The sequence below is a fragment of the Tropicimonas marinistellae genome (genome assembly GCF_001509585.1).
Taxonomy (GTDB): Bacteria; Pseudomonadota; Alphaproteobacteria; order Rhodobacterales; family Rhodobacteraceae; genus Tropicimonas; species Tropicimonas marinistellae.
On sequence record NZ_LNCI01000007.1, the window covers coordinates 152216 to 168499 of the forward strand.

Sequence of the window (16284 nt, forward strand, 5' to 3'; positions counted from 1 at the left end):
GTTGGTTCTCCTAGAGTTCGACGGTCGAAGCCGGATCTTCGGCTCCGGCAGAAAGAGGCACGAGCACGCCGGCCGCTTCGAGGTTGGCCCGCGCCTGCGCAATGGCGCCGTGGGTTTCGCTTGCGTGTTTCATCGGTGAGGCACGGAATTGGTCCGGCGGGTAGAAATGCGCGTCGGCGTAGAACGGAACGTACATCTCGTAGCGCGCCCGCAGGTGCGGGTTCGACAAGCCGGTATCATTGCGGCGGTCGGCGCGCAGGCGTTCAATGTCGATCAGGGCCGAGACATTGGTGCCTTCGGCGTCGCCCTCCTCGAATGCCAGCGTCTGCCCCCAGTGGTCGAGGATGTGCGAACGGCCGCCGGTGAAGGTGCCGTCCGGCGAGAATCCGATTGGCCCGGCGACATTGGCCGAGACCATGTAGATCATGTTCTCGGCGCAACGGGCGAGTTTCGCTGCCTCCTGCGCCGCGGAATAGCGCGAATTCGTGGGGTGCAGAATGACCTCGGCGCCTCCGAACATCATGCAACGCGCGACCTCGGGCACCGTGATCTCGCCGCAGGCGATGATGCCGATCTTGCCCAGCGGCGTGTCGGCAACCGGGAAGACCTGGTCCTTCGGCGTCGCCTTCATGTAGTCGGACAGGAAGTCATGCACCGAAGGGAAGGCCGCTACGTTCACTCTCCGGTAGCGGTAAATCACGTCACCGTCGGGTCCGATCATGATGCAGGTGTTGAAATATCGGCCGGGCCATTCCTCGGGCGCTTCGAACACATTGCCCGCGATGTATATCCCTTCGCGTTTGGCCAATGCCTGTAGGGGCTCCGTCAGTGGGCCCGGTACGGTCGAACAGGCGCGTCGGATCCAATCCTCGACGGCCATGCCCAAAGGTGGCCCCTGCATTCCGAACTCGGGAAAAACCACGAGGTCCGGACGTTCGGGCTCGGCCAGCGCTACCTCGATAAGGCCGATCATCCGGGATTGGTTGCGGGCGATCACCTGCCAGCCGCCGGCATCGTCGGCGGCCTGACAGGCTCGTTCACACTGCATCTGGATGCAGGTCGCGCGCCAGGGCGGCATCGTCATAGGATCTCCTTCTGACATGAGGCCTGAACTCAGGTGCCAATTGCGCACCGTTGGTATACCGACAGTCTGCCGCCATTTCCTGGGGCATTCAAGACCCTCGCAACACCAGTGTCACGGCTCGGCAGGAATACAGTGCAGTGCCTAAAAAATCCGCACTCCCGACGGCGACGCGCCAAACGCTCAGCGCATGCCGCTTGGGAACGGGATACCAAGGGCATTCCGGCGGTTCCAATAGAGGCAAAGGATTGTTAGAACATGCCCCAAGAGGAGAGGCAAAGGACTGCAGGCAAATGGAAACCAACGCGACCTTGGACGTGACTGCGCTCCATGACAAACCGACCCGCACCAACGAGGTCTACGAGCAGATTATCGACATCCTGATCCGAGGCGAACTGCGCCCGGGCGACGTCATTGTGGAACGCCGGATGGCCGAACGTCTAAACGCCTCGCGCACCCCGGTCCGCGAAGCTCTCGGACGGCTGGAGGCCGAGCGGATGGTGCTGCGACAGCCCGGTCGTGGCGTTATCGTTGCCCCCTTTTCGACCGAAGCCTTCGTCGAGATCCTGAATATCCGCCAGCTTCTGGAGTCAGAGGCGGCCCGGCTCGCCGCCGGGCAAATCCCTCCCGAGACGATTGCCGAGATCCGCGCAGCGATGAAGGCTCTCTCCGAAGAGCCGGAGCAGACGCCCGCTGAGGTTTGGAGAACCGACAACCTGCTGCATGGCGCGATTGCCGAAGCCTCTGGAAGCGAGTTGATGGCAGCGATGATCAGCGACCTTCGGCGCCGGACCCACGTGTTCAACGCCTTCCGGAACCCAGACAACCATATCTACCAATACGAAGAAAACGCCAAGCTGCTGGACGCGATAGAGAGCGGCGACGGAGAGACCGCGCGCGAGGCGATGTCGGACCACATCGAGACGGTGAAGGTTGCGATCGTCAACCGGCTTGCGAGGCTTACGCGCTGAAGCCCGACACTCGGCGTCTGCAAACGAAGCGCCCCGAAGACCACCTTTCTCAGGCCGAGCGTCGCGCGTAGGTGCCCGGCGTCTCTTCGGTGACGGCCTTGCCGTTCCACGCAAGCACACCATTCACATAGGTCGCAACGGTCGTCGCCGCGAAGGTCATGCCATCATAGGCGCTCCATGACGAACCTTCCGGTATGAGGGCCGAATTGTAAACGACCTCGCCCGGCGCCAGCACCGCAATGTCGGCGTCGCAACCCGGCTCCAAACGCCCCTTGGTTGCAAGTCCGAAAAAGTCTGCGGGGCCTTCGGCCAGCAGCGCGGCCGTCAGGCAGGCAGCCATTTCGACCGAACCGGTACGGCGCAACGCTTCGGTGTAGAAGCCCGGCAACAAGGTCTCCAGCCCCGGCATCCCGGCCGCCACCTCGAAGATGTTGTCGGACGCCTTGCGCTCCAACCCCCAGGCGGAATGGTCGGACGACACGAACGCTGCGCCACCATCCTCGATCACCTGCCAAAGCGCATCGCGCACGCCCGAACGTATCGGCGGATTCACCTTCAGCTTCGGTCCAAGCTTCGGCATGTGCTCGTCCGCGTCGAACAACAGGTAATGCAGGCACATCTCGGCGCTTGCCTTCTCACCGCGCGCTGCGTGCTCAGCGACAAGCTCGAACCCCTCCGGGATCGAGATGTGAACGATATGGGCGTGACCGCCAAGCGAAGCGCCAAGCTCGAGGAAGGTCGCTGTCGCCGACATTTCGGCCACCGGCGGTCGCGAGGGGGAGTGATCCAGCGGCGTCGTCCGGCCCTCGGCGCGGAACTTTGCCTCGGTCGCGCGGATCACCTCCTGATCTTCGTTGTGCAGCCCGACGGGCAGACCGGTGCCATCCAACGACTCAAACAGCGTCAGGACCGCGTCCGACCCGATGCGGGGAAAACGGTGGGGATGCGCCTCGAAGGACGAGATCTTGAAAGCCGCCACTCCCGCCTCGACCAGTCCGCGGATATCGGCGGGGTCGGGCTCGGTAGGGATGGTGGCGTAGAGCGCCACATTGGTGTGGGCCAGTTCCTCGATCGCGGCGACCTTCTGCTCCAGCAAGTCCACTGTCATGATCGGATCGGGATGGTCATACGGCATGTCGACGATCGTGGTCACCCCACCGATGGCTGCCGCCTTCGTGGTCGGTGCGATGCCGGCAAAGCCCCACTGGCTGCCGGCATGGGTTTGGCCGTCGATCGCCCCGGGCAAGATAAACGACTCGCCGTGATCGATGGTCTTCGATGCTTCCGGCGCTTCGCCTTCCCCCAGCGACACAATGCGGCCACCGGCGATGCCCAGCCAACCTTCCGTCACGCTGCGACCGGGCAGCACCAGCCGCCCCTTCAAGACGAGATCGAGCATCCATGCCCTCCTTGGTTTCCGTAAGGCGTCTGGCGTCTTGCGCCTGCGTCCTCGCCCAAGGGGGTTGCCTTGGCTTGGCAAACGTGGAATCCCTTTGGCATACCAAATGTGTGCACAGTCCGTGCCATCCCGTCAACCCGTCCCGGACCACTTCCTGCGAGACCACATGATCTACGACCTCACCACACTTGCTCTACTGCCGAACACGCTGGGAGCAGTGATGCCTCTGCTGCCCGAAACCTATTCCAATTTTACCAGCACCGGTCGCATTCTCGGCGCGTTTTCCTGCGATTTCGGCGCGCTGAACCGCTTTCACTTCCTCACAGCCTATGAAAGCACTGAGGCACTGGCCGCGGAACGCGCGCGCCTGATGGAGACCGAAGATCCATACGGTATCGGCCAATATCTCGGCGGCGTCGACATGACGGCCTACAAGCCCTTCTCCTTCTGCGACGACATCGAGCCGGATGTGTACGGCCCTTTCTATGAGTTCCGCACCTACACCATGTCGCCCGGCGGCGTGCCGCAGACCGACGCGGCCTGGGCGAAGATCATCGAGCGGCGCAACGAGATGTCGAAATTGCTGATGGTCATGGCCTCGATCGAGGAAGGCCCCCAGAAGATGGTTCACATCTGGCCGTACAAGTCGCTGGACGACCGCGTTGCCGCCCGAGCCCAGGCCGGCAAGGAAGGCATCTGGCCGCCCCCCGGCGGATCGGACTACCTGACTTCGCTGCAGTCCGAGCTGTTCCTGGCGACCGGGTTCTCGGACCTAAAATGACGCCCGGCGACGCAGCCGTTCTGGCGCGGGCGGGGGTTGTCCTCCCGCCCGCGCAACCGCCTGTCGGAACCTTCGTCGCGGTAGTCGAAACCGGCGGCTTGCTGCACGTCTCGGGTCAGGCGCCTCTCGACCCGGCGGGCATCCCGTTACGGGGCCGCGTCGGGGACGAGGTGGATACCGGGGAAGCCCGCGCCCGGGCGCGCCGAACCGGCCTTGCGCTGCTGGCCGCCGTCGCGAGCGAACCCGGGCGGCTCTCCCGTGTCACCCGCGTTGTGCGACTTCTAGGCATGGTCAACGCCGTGTCAGACTTCACCGAAATCTCCGAAGTGCTCGACGGTTGCTCCGAACTTTTTACCGGCATATTTCCCGGCGGCCATGCGCGTACCGATGTGGGCTTGCCCGCGCTTCCAAGCAACATCACGGTCGAAATCGAGGCAGTCTTCGCCATCGCGCCCAAGGCATCGGATCCGCAATGACCAACGAGATCGTCGTTATCAATCCAAACAGTTCGACCACCGTGACACAGGTCATCCGCGATACCGTCGCGCCGCTCGGGCCGCGGTTTCACTGTGTCGACATCCCCGACGGGCCGACCACCATCGTCACGCAGGACGACGTCGACAGCGCTAGCCCGCGCGTTGCGGCCCTCGCCGCAGCCCAGTCGGAGCCGGCCGCCATCGTGATCGCCTGCTTCTCTGACCCCGGCCTTGCCGAAACCCGTGCCCGGCTGAACTGCCCGGTTGTTGGCATCCAGGAGGCCTCGGTCGCGGCAGCACTCGCACTCGCGCCCAAATTCGGCATTATCGCCCTATCGGAAGGCCCCATTGAGCGCCACCGCCGTCAGCTCGACGCTATGGGTGTTCTGCACCGACTGGCGCTGGAGGTCGGTCTTAGCGGCGTCTCGGCCCAAGACGCGGGCCACGACCCAGCTCTCTACCCCCAGATCCTCGCCGCCGGCGAACGCCTGAAAGCCGCCGGCGCAGGGACAGTCATCCTGGGCTGCGGAGGATTCGGCCCACGTCGAGCCGTATTGCAGCGCGACCTTGGCCTGCCGGTCATCGACCCGGTGCTCGCCGCCGCAGCGGTGGCGCTGACGGTCACGGACTGACAGGCCAGACCGCTTCACACCGGACAATTTCGACCGGAAACTTCCACATGGTTTGCGTGCGAGGGTTACCGGAGCCAACGGTGACAGGCCCTTCTTCGCTTTCATCGCCAACTATCTGGTCGATCCAGACAACACGATCATTGTCGATGTGGCGGCCACCGTTCCGACCCGGCAGGCCAAAGTCGGCGCCGTGCGTGACATGCTGACGAGAACCAAGGAGCGTTTCGACCTGCACTTGGTCATGCTGGCAGCAGATACAGCCTGCGGCACCGCCGACATGCTCGGCTGGCTTGTCGAGGACTAAAATATCGCCGCCCACATCCCGGTCTTCGACAAATCCGAGCGCAAGGACGGTGCATATCCAGCCACCGACTTTGTCTACGATGAAGAGGCAGACGAATACTGTTGCCCCGGAGGCCAGGCGCTGAAGTAAAACTGGCTGGACATCTCGAAGGGTCGACCGGAGTTCGGAAAGGACGGTATCGAGAAATACTTCGCCCGGAAACAGGATTGCGCCCTCTGCGCCCTGAAACCCCATGCACACCCATTCACGCGACACGCGAAATCTCCCGGTCAAGACACGAGCACGCACGCCAGAAGGCACGGGTGATCGCGACGACCGACGCCTATGTCGCGTCGGGCTAGCTCCCCCTTCTTGGCTGGAGTTGCGGCCTAGGCAAACGAGAGATTTCAAACGACACGCGCAATGCCTGCGTTGCACCGGCGAGAGGGTTCTATCCGGAACGATCAAGTTCGAGTGCGATGGTGCAGTTCATCGAATTGCTGACCGTGCAGATCGACTTCGCCTTCCGCAGCAGTTCGGCCGATTTTTCGGCATCGTCGGTCAACCGCCCCAGGACGCGGATGTCCACCGAACCAAGCCTGTTCGGCAAATCCGTCGCCTTCTGGCCGGTCACTTCGACGGTAAAGGGGGAGAGGTGCGTCTGCGGTTGGTCAGCGACGATTTTGAGAGACTTCGCGATACAGGCGCCGAGAGAAAGCAGGAGTAGTTCGACAGGTGTTCCCTGAGGTGGAGCCGTGTCAAAGGCTTCGCCGTTCCGGGCATATAACAACGTATCGCCGCCTTCGGACCGTACGCGGACCGGGCCGAACGATTTCGGTTTGATCCTGACGACCATTCTTGACCTCCCGGAAAGGGCATCCACCACGGCGCGGATGCTGCGCGCAATTCCCCCGCACGTCAATCAACCAGGGCCTGAGCAACCGTTGAGACAACATGTACCCTCGCGGCCAGCGCTGGCGAATCCCGGATTAGGTTCTTGCGCTCGTCCTAATTGCGCTTTCGAATCCGGGTTTCGGCCACTAAAACAGTGAATGGAATGACAACCGGGCAGAATTCCGGGAAAACCGACAAGACTGAACAATATCAAGGAGGTAATCACGATGAAACGCCTGTTCGGTAGTATTGCCATGGGGTTTGCCCTCTCCCTGTCGCCCTCCGTGGCCGAAGAGTGGCGCGTTAACAACTTCCTGCCGGAGACCCGCCCTGAATCGGCGGAGCTTGAGCAGTTCGTGGCAGAGGCCAACGAAGCTCTGGGCGGGGAGCATGAACTGAAGCTCTACAGCGGCGGGTCTCTGGGCCTTCCCAACACCGACACACTTCGCTTCTTGCCGAAGGGGGCCGTCGAGATGAGCCTGATGTGGGCGAACTACCTCGGCCGCGATGCGCCAGCGCTCAGTTCGGTCGTCGTCCAGGGAACCATCGGCTCGATTGAGGAATTCGAGAAGGCCATCCCCGTCGTTCAGGAGATCTACCAGGAAGAGTTCGCCGATTGGGGCGTATCTTCGGTGGGATATGTCGCCATCCCGATGCTCATGGTCTCGGTCTTCTGCGGCGAGGAACCCGTCAGCACGCTCGAAGACTTGAAATCGAAGAAGCTGCGTGTCTGGGCCCGCGACCAGGTGGAGACCTTCACGCGTCTCGGCGTCTCCGCCCAGATCATCCCGCAGGAGGAACTCTACGTCGCGATGAAGACCGGCGTCGTGGATTGCGCCCTCTACCCGGCGCTGTATGCCCACACGATCTCGCTGCAGGAAGTCTCAAAGAACGCTTCCTTCCTCTACCCAATGGCGTCCGGCCCCTACGTGCTCGGCGTTGCGACCGACCGTTGGGAAGCCGCGGACGACTCGTTCAAGGCGGCGGTGACAAAAGCCGCGGACGATCTGTGGGACCGCACCAACCAGTATGACGACGATCTGGAACGCGAGATGCAAGCGCGCGAAGACCTCGTGGCTCAGGGCATCACCTGGGGCGATGACTTCCCCGAGGCCGACCGTACCCTGTTCGTGGAGGCAGTGACCGAGGTCTGGGCGGAACTGGCTGAGGAAGCAGGCGGAAACGCCGTCAGCTATCGCGAACGCGTGCTCGAAGCGCTCGGTCGCTAGGCGGGACGGGAACGATGGCCCGATCCTTCGGTTCCCTCCTGGCGCGGGTTCTGCGCGGGTTCGCCTTTGCCTGCGCCCTTGCGGGGTCTTTGGGGATCGCGGCCATCGTTTGCATCATCTCGACCAGCGTCGTGATGCGAAAACTCGGCACGCCGCTGCACGTGACCGAGGAGGTCGTCGGTTTGCTGCTGAGCGTATCGCTGCTGCTGGCCCTTCCGATGGTCACCCTGCGTTCTCAGCATGTCCGGGTGGCGTTGCTGGTGAACGCGGCGGGCGGCGTCTGGCTTCGGGCGCTTCGGCTTCTGGGACTGGTCCTGAGCCTGGTCTTTTTCGGCTGGCTGATGCTCGAAATCGTTCCCTGGTTCGAGTTTGCGTATGACCGCAGCCTGAAGACGCAAACCTCGCGGCTTCTGCTCTATCCCTGGATGGCCGTGATGCCGGTGACCATCGTGCTGACCATAGCGATCCTGTTGGCCAGATTGCTTGGATTTCTCCCGGAAATGGAAGAAGAAACTCGGCGTAGCTTCGCCGACGAAAGCGAGACGACCACCTGATGTTCTGGACCACCCTGATTGGCGGGCTCGTGGCCACCGCGGGCACGGGGATGGCGCTAGGCGCCGCCCTCGGGCTGACCGGGCTCGTGATCCTGCATGTCTTCTCCAATGGCGCGACCTCGTTGGCCGTGGACGCGATCTGGAATGTCTTCAACTCCTTCACGCTCAGCGCCGTTCCGGTCTTCATCCTGCTGGGCGAAATCCTGCTGCGAAGCGGTGTCAGCGAACGCGCCTACACAGCATTCTCGCCGCTCTTCCGCCGCGTTCCCGGCGGCCTTCTGCACACCAACATCGCCGTCTGCACCTTGTTCGGGGCGGTCAGCGGCTCCAGCCTGTCCACAGCTGCGGCGGTGGGGTCCGTTGCCTATCCGGAGATGACTCGCCGCGCCTACAACAAAGACATGGTGGTCGGCAGCCTTGCCGGCGGCGGCACGCTCGGCCTGCTGATCCCGCCGAGCCTGTCATTTCTCATCTATGGCGCGCTGACAGAGACCTCCATCGGTCGGCTCTTTGCGGCCGGCATTGTGCCCGGGCTGATGGTTGGCTGCCTCTTCATGGCCTACATTCTGATCCGCTGCGCCCGTGATCCATCGCTTGCACCCCGCGACGAAAGCCAAGGGTCGCTGGTCGAGATCATTATCGGATTCCGGCATATCTGGCCTATTCTCGCGCTCATCGCGGCGGTCATCGGGAGCATCATTGGCGGTATCGCGACGCCGACGGAATCTGCCGGTCTCGGGGTGATCTTCGCCATCGTGCTGACCTCGATCTGGGGTGATTTCACCTTCCGCAAGCTGCTCGATGCTGTCTATCATTCCGCGCTACTCTTCGCGTCCGTCGGTTTCCTGGTACTTGGCGCGACGATCCTTGCAAAATCCGTGAGTATTCTCGGCGTGCCTCAGCAGATCCTGGAAACCGTCGCGTCGAGCGGTCTGGGCGCCTATACCGTGCTCACGATCGTCGTGCTTATCTATCTGTTGCTGGGGTGTTTCTTCGACGGCCTTTCGCTGATGATTATGACCCTGCCTGTGGTGTTTCCGTTGCTAACCGGGCTGGGTTTCGATCCGATCTGGATCGGCGTGGTCATCACCATCGTCATCGAGATCGGCCAGGTGACCCCTCCGGTCGGTCTGAACCTTTCGGTCCTGACGGCCCTGACGAACAACGAGGTAAGCCTTGGTCGCGTGGCGATCGCCACCGCACCCTATTGGATGATCCACCTCTTCGCGATCGTGTTGTTGAGCCTGTTTCCGATCCTTGCGCTGTTCCTGCCCAACCTGCTGTTCTGACGGTAGCCGCTATTCGTGAAATGCTTCGCTCATTGTGGGCAACGGAGCGAACTTTGCCTCTACGACAAATGGCCGTTTCCCAAGCGTCTTGCCAAACGCGAAGCCAATAGGCCCTGTGATCTCGCGCGCGCGGCCAAGGTCCGGACAGGTGGCATCTCGGACGTACCAATCGGCCAGATTGAGGTCTGGTTCTCACACAGGTGGCCGACGAGCGTTCAAACCGGTTATTGAATGCGACTGGCCAATTCCGGTACAAGTTTTGCGATGAATGGATGCTTCCGCTGCCGCAGGTGAGACCGCGTATGCGCTACAGTCACTTTCTGCCCATCGTGGGTGTACTACTAGGGTTTGCGGCGCTTTCCTCGTGCACGAAACAACCCGCAGACGACGTTGCCGTCAGCAAGCGCGCGGCGGATTGCATGGCGCGAGCGATGTATTTCGAATCCAACCGATCGAGTCGGGACGGCATGATCGCTGTCGGAAGCGTCGTCATGAACAGGGTCGAGTCGGACGCTTACCCAGGCACCGTCTGCGGTGTCGTCTCCCAGCCCGGCCAGTTTGCTCCTGGTGTGATGACTTCTCGGATGAGCAGCAGCTCCCTTCCGCTGGCCCGAGGGGCCGCCCTATCTGTCCTCTCGGGAGAGCGGCACCCAGAGATTGCCAATGCGCAGTTCTTCCATGCGGCCACCTACCAGGCGGGCTACAACAACATGCATTATGTACTCGTCGCCGGCGGAAACGCCTTCTACGAGAAACGGCCGCCCGAGTTGGTCACGCAGCCAACACCGCCCAAGCCAACGGTAGCGCCGACTCGTTGAAGATACGCTGTCACGGACTAAGCCGCTTGATGAGCGGATCAAGTAAACAGGTTATCTGATCTTTGAAGTAGTCTCATTCGTCCGCTCGCCGACCGTCACCCCGGAATTGATGTGTGTTCGGTTTTGGTTGGAGTGGTCGAGCGCAGGAATCCGAACGAGGTCGATTGGAGAGGTAGAATGATCCGAGAATGGTTGGTCGTCGTCGGGCTCGTCGCTGGGTTGGCCGGTTGCAGTTCCAGTAAATATCCCACGCCAGCGAGCGATGATGTTCCCGAGTCCCCGGTCACGTTTTCCGGTACCGCTGTGGCGGGCGTGGCCGGCAGTTCGGGACAACCAACGCGAATGGTCTCAGGGATAAAGGATTTGGAGATGTCTATTGGGCTGACGCCGGTCGGCCGATGACCTTTCGGCGTGGCGTTCGTGTCCAGCCACATTTCCATGGGTCATTTCTGAGAAGAGTTTCAGGTGCGGTGATCCGCCCCTACGCAGTCTGACCACCCGGCGGGAGGATTGCCGGGAGGGTTGAGCTCAGGGCGGTCGGTCGGACCGTCGGTGTCGGCGATGCGAACAATTACAACTGGCGCCGCCGCTTCGGTGGCATGGACAAGTCGCTGCTGGCACTGTCACCGGAACACTTGGGGGGCATCAACCGGCTCCCTCCGTCTCGATTCTGAGCATTTCGCCGCAATGCTTGCAGTGGACGGCGTCCGGATCATGTCGCGTAAGCCCACATCGCGGACATGGATGATGCACTCGCGACCGGGTGAAGACTGCGCCGGCAAGGCGCAGGAACAGCGAGACCCCGATCACCATGATCGCCACTGCGGCTACCTTCTCCACCGGTGTCTTGGGCGTGAGGTCGCCATACCCCGTCGTCGTCAGAGTCGTGACCGTGTAGTAGAGCGAGTCCACATAGCCAGAAGCACCTCTCCTCGGCTCTGCAAAGAAAATGAAAACCGCGGATGTCGTGACGAAAACGAACACCACGAGGTTTAGGGCCGCAACCAGCGCGTCTTCGTTTTCGCGGAAGAACCTCCAGCCCCGCCGCAGGTCCTGAAGCAGATACTCCGACCGGCCAAGCCGGACGCCACGCAATATGCGTAAAAAGGTAAGGTCCAGGTGCAGCAACGGATCCAACACCAGCGACAGCAGCACGAGCAGATCAGCAAGCACATAGATTTGTCCAAGATGCCGCCAGCGATTGTCCGCGATCCAAAGCCGACAAAGGAAATCGATCGCGATCAATACGGCCAGTGCGAAATTCACAACGCGTATCAGGGGGGTTGCCGGTAGCGGTACGGTAACGATGAAATAGACAACCGTGGCCAAGTCGAACAGGATCAGCCAATAGCGCAGCCTCCGCGCGGTTGGCGTTTGCCCGGTGTAGAGTTCGGATACCCGCGCTTTCAGCAGCTCCATATTGTTCCCTCTGCCTCAGTGTCACACCAGGCCGATATTCCCGCGCCTGACCAACCCAGACCCTTCGTGACCCGCGCCCTGAATGTAAGCAATGACTGGCCCAGTAGGTCTAGTTTCATTGGCGATAACTGCACCGAGCGCCAGCATTCCGACCTTCTCGCAGGTTCCGCAGTAGTGAAACCGGAAATGCTCTTGCCGCCTACAGGGCCTCCTCGACGATCAGGATCGTCTCGGCAGCAGATCAGACGCGTCGACGCTTCGCCGTCGGTGGTGATTTCAATACAAGAGAAAATCACGTCTTCAGGGCTATTCCCAAGCCTCCAGGGTCAAGCCCAGGCGACCCGTCATAACAGGTGCCAGTTCACAGCTTTTGAAGCGAGCCTTGGACCCAAACTACCGGCTGGCCTTGCGGGTTCAATCTCCGATCTGCGAAGATGACTCCTCCCCCATTACAACTCTTTCCGAGCGCACTTCGTTCGAGGAGTGCGGGCCGGTCCTGAGTTGGGGCGGGTTCTTTCCGGCTGCACCATTTGGTGCGGCGCTAGGTCCGTGGCATCTCGAACGAGGCGTTCCGGGCGCACGTTGCGGTTATCGAGTGCGAACGCGCGCTATCTTGCCGATTTCGTTCAGGATTGTGAGGAAAGTACCATGCTCTTCGTGCTAGGCGCGCATACAGGCGTTGGCCATGTACCTCGCCTCAACCCGTTGCGCCGGAGCGCGGGGCGAAGGAACGTTTTGGCCAACGACCACCGTCGACTGCGCGTCCCGCACAGCCTACTCAACAGCGCCCTCGTTGGTCACCGATTGCGGAAACCTCACGCACAAACTCTCGTTGGTTGGCCGGGAATGCTGGTTCGATGAAGATGATGCTCAAGGCGATACTCCCAGGTCAGGCGACAAGATCGTCGAGGTAGAGCGGCAGCATCTCGCGCCATGTCGGCCAGTCGTGATCGTAGGTCGCGGCCCAGGGGTCGACGCGATTTGGCACGTCCTTTGCGCCGAGGACACCGGCCATCCGCCAGCTTTCGGACGGATCTTCCCACCGACCCTGGCCAACGGGCATGACGATGAACCTGCGCCGCAGCGTGTCGAGCGCCGGGCCCTCCAGCCCTGGCACAAAGGACAGCGGCGAGGAATAATAGTAGTCCTGATTGCCCTGGAATCCCATAAGCCGTTCGAGATCATAGGTTCCGCTCATGCCGAGCGCGGTACGGAACAGATGCGGATACCGGCACGTGACAGCCACGGCGTTGAACGCCCCGATTGAGGCGCCGGCGGCGACAACTTCGATGCCGCCGTCGCGGCAGTCCGTCCGGATCGCCGGAACCACCTCGTACGCGACGTATTCGTGGAACTGGTTGAGTATCCAGCAGCGATGTTCAACAGACCCTTCGTTGGACGCGAGCGCGGCGCCGGCGACGCTGTCGCAGGAATAGACCTTGATGCGCCCTGCCGAGATGAGGGGATCCAACACACGGATGACATGCATCCTCTCAATCTCTTCCGCATCGCCGCCCGCGGTGGGAAACAGCAGCACAGGCTGGCCGAACGTGCCCCAGCGGACCAAAGAGATGTCGCGATGGAGCCTGTCCGACCGCCATCTAGAAACCGTCTTTGTCACCGTACTTCCCTTCCTGTTCGCGCCACAGCTGGATCCTGTCCCAGAAGAGCTGCGTGAATTCCTCGTGCTCATGCTGCGGAAACAGCGCCTCGACCTTCTGCCGGATTGCGTCGTGCAGCTTTTCCGATCCGAAGAAGTCGTAGGCGAGTTCGTCCAGGTCCTTCAGCTGGTTCTTGCAGAAGCGCCGGAACTTCTCCGTCTCGAACCGCTTGTGGGCGATTTTGGCATACTCGGTCAGCTTTTCACGCGGAGACCGGTCGCTGTCGGCAACCTTATAGAATGGCGACCAATCCATGTTCTTGCGCATCGGACGGTCCGTCGCCGCGCAGAACAATGACCAGCGCAGGTTGGCCTTGATCAACCACGGGAAGTGGTAGTGCAGCGACGTCACCTGGCTGTCGGGGCAGGCGTTGGCAAAGTCGATCGGGTGCCAGTTTCCGTTCTGACGGAGCGCCTCGCAAGAGTTGAAATCCCAACCAAAGAAGGCGTTGATCGTCAGCGTCATATCCTTGAGCGTCTGCTGGTCTTCCGCGTCCAGAAAACCGATGTCCTGGCGGTAACGGTCGTGTAAAGGCGCGCCGGGATCATAGTTCACGTGCCGGATTTGCGGGCCAAGCCCAACGTTCCGGACAAAATAATCGTGCGGCAGAACCGCTGCCTGCAAATTCATGATTTCGGTGCCGCTGGCATCGTAGGCGCGGTGCAGTTCCTGCGCGTTGTCGATCTTGGCCACCCCCTTCCATCCACCACCGTGGTAGGGCTTCATGAAGAACGGATAGCCGATCTTGTCGCCGATCTCGTCGAGGTTAAACATCCGCGCATACTTGACCAGCGTCGCTTCGAGGTCGTCCGAAGGGTCATAGGCCTTGGGCGGCAACATCCATGTTTCGGGTACCGGCAGGCCGAGCCGCAGCATCGCGGCATAGCTGGTGTGTTTTTCGTTCGATTGAAGCGACCAAGGGTTGTTGTAGACGTAGAGCTCATCCATCAGGATGGCCTTCTTGATCCATTCGCGGCTGGTCGAATACCAATGCGTCAACCGGTCGATCACAACGTCGTATTTCACGGGCTGGTGCAGGCTGAAGGGTTCGATCGTCACCCGTTCCACGGCGAAGTCGTAGGTGTTCTTGCCAAGCTTCAACCCGTCGCGGGTCAGGGCGTCGAACAAGCTTTCGTAGGCAATGGGCCAACAGATATCCGCGCCAAGCGAAAGTCCGATGTTCTTGGTGCTTCTGGCCATGGAAATATCCCCCCATTCATTCCGGCATCGCACGCGTATCGAGCGCCAGTTATTCTCTCGGTTGCCGCGGCAGGACCCACATCAAGGCGTCCCGCAGCTGGTCCCGCCAGTTGTGCCAATGATGGCCGTCCCAGGAGCTCTGGAACAAGACATCAATGCCTCGATCCGCGAGGAGTTCGGCCAAAGCCTTGTTTTCCCCGGCCAAACCCTCAAGCTCACCGGTCGATACAAAGGCTCTTGTGGCCTCGGGCGCCGGTGCGCGGCGGACGACCTCCACCAGGCGAGCAACCCGATGGAACACCGGATTCGAACGTTGCTTCAGCTTCTCGGGGTCAAGCACGAAGGATCCGGATTTAAGGATCAGACCACCGAAAACCCCGCGAAACCGGAACGCCGTCGCCAGTGATGCGACGGCGCCAAGACTTGCACCAAGTAGAACGCGGTCCTGAACCCTCGTCGAGATCGAATATCGGTTGGTCACCGCCGGCAAGAGCTCGCCCACGACATAGCGCGCATGGCGCCGCCCCTGCGGGTACTCACTCATCCTGTCGTCGGCCTGTATCAGGACCGCGACGAGAGGCGGGATGTCACCGGCATCGATCAGATTGTCCAGCGATGTGGAAAGGTCCGCGTATTCGTCATAATCTCCGCCGTCGTGGATTACGACCAACGGGAAGTCCTGACCATCATCGTAAGCATTGGGCAGATACACCCGCTCGTTTCGGGTATGGCCGAACACGGCGCTGTCGACGGTGATCTCCTCCATGTGTCCGCGTGGAGCGCCGCGGTTCAGGCTCCATTCCGGTCGGGCATAGCCGAATGTCATTGCGACGGAGTTCTCGCCGAACGGATCGCCGGCGCGATGCGGATTTGTCGGATCAAGAATCCAGTCGTCGCCATGGTCAGCGACCACGTTCAGCTTGTACTCGAACCGACCTCCGTCCTCGACGGGGAGCCTGAGGAACCACAGGTCGCTGTCAGGGAGTCGCTGAAAGCGCTGCCTGTCCACTCCGGCATTGATCCAACGCAGGATCTCGACCGCATGCGCTTCTCCGCGCCACAAGAACGTCAGTGCACCGGGTTCGACGAGCGGCGACGAAAGCCCGGACAGGAAACGGTCGACCGCGAGCGCGGACTTGTCAGCGGCGGCAAGGAAAGCCCGCAACTGCGGATGCATCTTGCCCGCCCCGGGATCAGGGCGATGCGCATCCTCCAGATTGGTCGGTACGTTCATTCTGTTTCTGACCTGCCGATTTCCCTTTTGTCCGCGCAACCGAGCGGCTCCATGCACTCGACGTAAGTGGTCTGCCGGTTGCGCACAATGCCGGCGTTGGAGGATGGGGCGGACAGTCATTGACCCGTCCAGGCGCTCTCCTCGATGAGCCAATCCACAACGGCGGCCTGCGCATCGTGCTCAATCGCGACGCCGCCAGCGCCGCGAGGAAGATACGAAGTTGTTCGTCAGATCTGTTGCCACGACACGCAATTGTCCTGGTATGTTCGACCGGTAAAGCGCGGCAATTGTCAGTCCGTCTTCGACCTGAGATTCTCATCGTTGATACCGGGGTGTCCGAAGCGATGGCCGCCGAGCGACGTT

17 protein-coding genes are annotated in these 16284 nt (G+C 61.4%); 8 read left to right on the plus strand and 9 right to left on the minus strand.

Annotated elements, in window-relative coordinates; all coding sequences use genetic code 11:
* Positions 1–10: 10 nt before the first annotated feature.
* Positions 11–1084 (minus strand): nitrilase-related carbon-nitrogen hydrolase, encoded by a 1074-nt coding sequence (locus ARC39_RS15945; protein WP_068115832.1) that lies wholly within the window; start codon positions 1082–1084, stop codon positions 11–13.
* A gap of 290 nt (positions 1085–1374) precedes the next feature.
* Between ARC39_RS15945 and ARC39_RS15950 the strand changes: the two genes are divergently transcribed.
* Entirely contained in the window at positions 1375–2052 is a 678-nt protein-coding gene (locus tag ARC39_RS15950) for a GntR family transcriptional regulator (RefSeq protein ID WP_068115833.1), read from the plus strand.
* Positions 2053–2101: 49 nt separating this feature from the next.
* On the opposite strand, the gene ARC39_RS15955 is transcribed toward ARC39_RS15950, so the two are convergent.
* Entirely contained in the window at positions 2102–3451 is a 1350-nt protein-coding gene (locus ARC39_RS15955; protein WP_068115834.1) for a dihydroorotase, read from the minus strand.
* A 166-nt stretch (positions 3452–3617) separates the two neighbouring features.
* On the opposite strand from ARC39_RS15955, the gene ARC39_RS25655 reads away from it, so the two are divergent.
* From ARC39_RS25655 to ARC39_RS15970, 3 genes are read left to right on the plus strand one after another with little or no spacing between them, the layout of a single operon-like run.
* Positions 3618–4232, plus strand: coding sequence for an NIPSNAP family protein (locus tag ARC39_RS25655; protein ID WP_068115835.1), 615 nt, complete (start codon positions 3618–3620; stop codon positions 4230–4232).
* The gene (locus ARC39_RS15965) at positions 4229–4708 is read left to right on the plus strand and encodes a RidA family protein (RefSeq protein WP_068115836.1); all 480 of its coding nucleotides are present in this window, start codon (positions 4229–4231) and stop codon (positions 4706–4708) included. The genes ARC39_RS25655 and ARC39_RS15965 overlap by 4 nt, the downstream gene beginning before the upstream one ends.
* The gene (locus ARC39_RS15970) at positions 4705–5340 is read left to right on the plus strand and encodes an aspartate/glutamate racemase family protein (protein WP_068115837.1); all 636 of its coding nucleotides are present in this window, start codon (positions 4705–4707) and stop codon (positions 5338–5340) included. The genes ARC39_RS15965 and ARC39_RS15970 overlap by 4 nt, the downstream gene beginning before the upstream one ends.
* Here ARC39_RS15970 and ARC39_RS25660 read toward each other — a convergent pair.
* Both ARC39_RS25660 and ARC39_RS15980 read right to left on the minus strand, forming a co-directional pair.
* Positions 5330–5899 (minus strand): hypothetical protein, encoded by a 570-nt coding sequence (locus ARC39_RS25660; RefSeq protein WP_149866449.1) that lies wholly within the window; start codon positions 5897–5899, stop codon positions 5330–5332. The two genes, ARC39_RS15970 and ARC39_RS25660, sit on opposite strands and share 11 nt — an antisense overlap.
* 175 nt (positions 5900–6074) lie before the next feature.
* Positions 6075–6479, minus strand: a complete 405-nt coding sequence (locus ARC39_RS15980) for an OsmC family protein (protein WP_068115839.1) — start codon at positions 6477–6479, stop codon at positions 6075–6077.
* A gap of 265 nt (positions 6480–6744) precedes the next feature.
* Here ARC39_RS15980 and dctP point away from each other — a divergent pair, with 265 nt between their 5' ends.
* The 4 genes from dctP (at position 6745) to ARC39_RS16000 (ending at position 10407) form a co-directional block, all read left to right on the plus strand.
* Positions 6745–7746, plus strand: coding sequence for a TRAP transporter substrate-binding protein DctP (gene dctP / locus ARC39_RS15985; protein ID WP_068115840.1), 1002 nt, complete (start codon positions 6745–6747; stop codon positions 7744–7746).
* A 14-nt stretch (positions 7747–7760) separates the two neighbouring features.
* Complete coding sequence (locus tag ARC39_RS15990; protein WP_078059304.1) at positions 7761–8300, plus strand: TRAP transporter small permease; 540 nt, start codon at positions 7761–7763, stop codon at positions 8298–8300.
* Entirely contained in the window at positions 8300–9589 is a 1290-nt protein-coding gene (locus ARC39_RS15995) for a TRAP transporter large permease (protein WP_068115841.1), read from the plus strand. Before ARC39_RS15990 ends, ARC39_RS15995 begins: the two co-directional genes overlap by 1 nt.
* Positions 9590–9891: 302 nt before the next feature.
* Entirely contained in the window at positions 9892–10407 is a 516-nt protein-coding gene (locus ARC39_RS16000; RefSeq protein WP_068115842.1) for a cell wall hydrolase, read from the plus strand.
* Positions 10408–10502: 95 nt separating this feature from the next.
* Here ARC39_RS16000 and ARC39_RS25665 read toward each other — a convergent pair whose 3' ends face one another.
* The 5 genes from ARC39_RS25665 to ARC39_RS16020 all read right to left on the minus strand — a co-directional run bounded on the left by ARC39_RS25665 (position 10503) and on the right by ARC39_RS16020 (position 15921).
* Positions 10503–10847 (minus strand): hypothetical protein, encoded by a 345-nt coding sequence (locus tag ARC39_RS25665; RefSeq protein ID WP_149866450.1) that lies wholly within the window; start codon positions 10845–10847, stop codon positions 10503–10505.
* Between the two features lie 205 nt (positions 10848–11052).
* Positions 11053–11826: an ion channel gene (locus ARC39_RS16005; RefSeq protein WP_068115843.1), complete on the minus strand. Its 774-nt coding sequence runs from the start codon at positions 11824–11826 to the stop codon at positions 11053–11055.
* Positions 11827–12715: 889 nt separating this feature from the next.
* A complete protein-coding gene (locus ARC39_RS16010) occupies positions 12716–13447 on the minus strand; it encodes an esterase family protein (protein WP_068115844.1) in 732 nt (243 codons plus the stop codon).
* Positions 13428–14687, minus strand: coding sequence for an ATP-grasp domain-containing protein (locus tag ARC39_RS16015; protein ID WP_068115845.1), 1260 nt, complete (start codon positions 14685–14687; stop codon positions 13428–13430). The genes ARC39_RS16010 and ARC39_RS16015 overlap by 20 nt, the downstream gene beginning before the upstream one ends.
* 49 nt (positions 14688–14736) lie before the next feature.
* The gene (locus ARC39_RS16020; RefSeq protein WP_068115846.1) at positions 14737–15921 is read right to left on the minus strand and encodes an alpha/beta hydrolase-fold protein; all 1185 of its coding nucleotides are present in this window, start codon (positions 15919–15921) and stop codon (positions 14737–14739) included.
* Positions 15922–16284 lie beyond the last annotated feature (363 nt).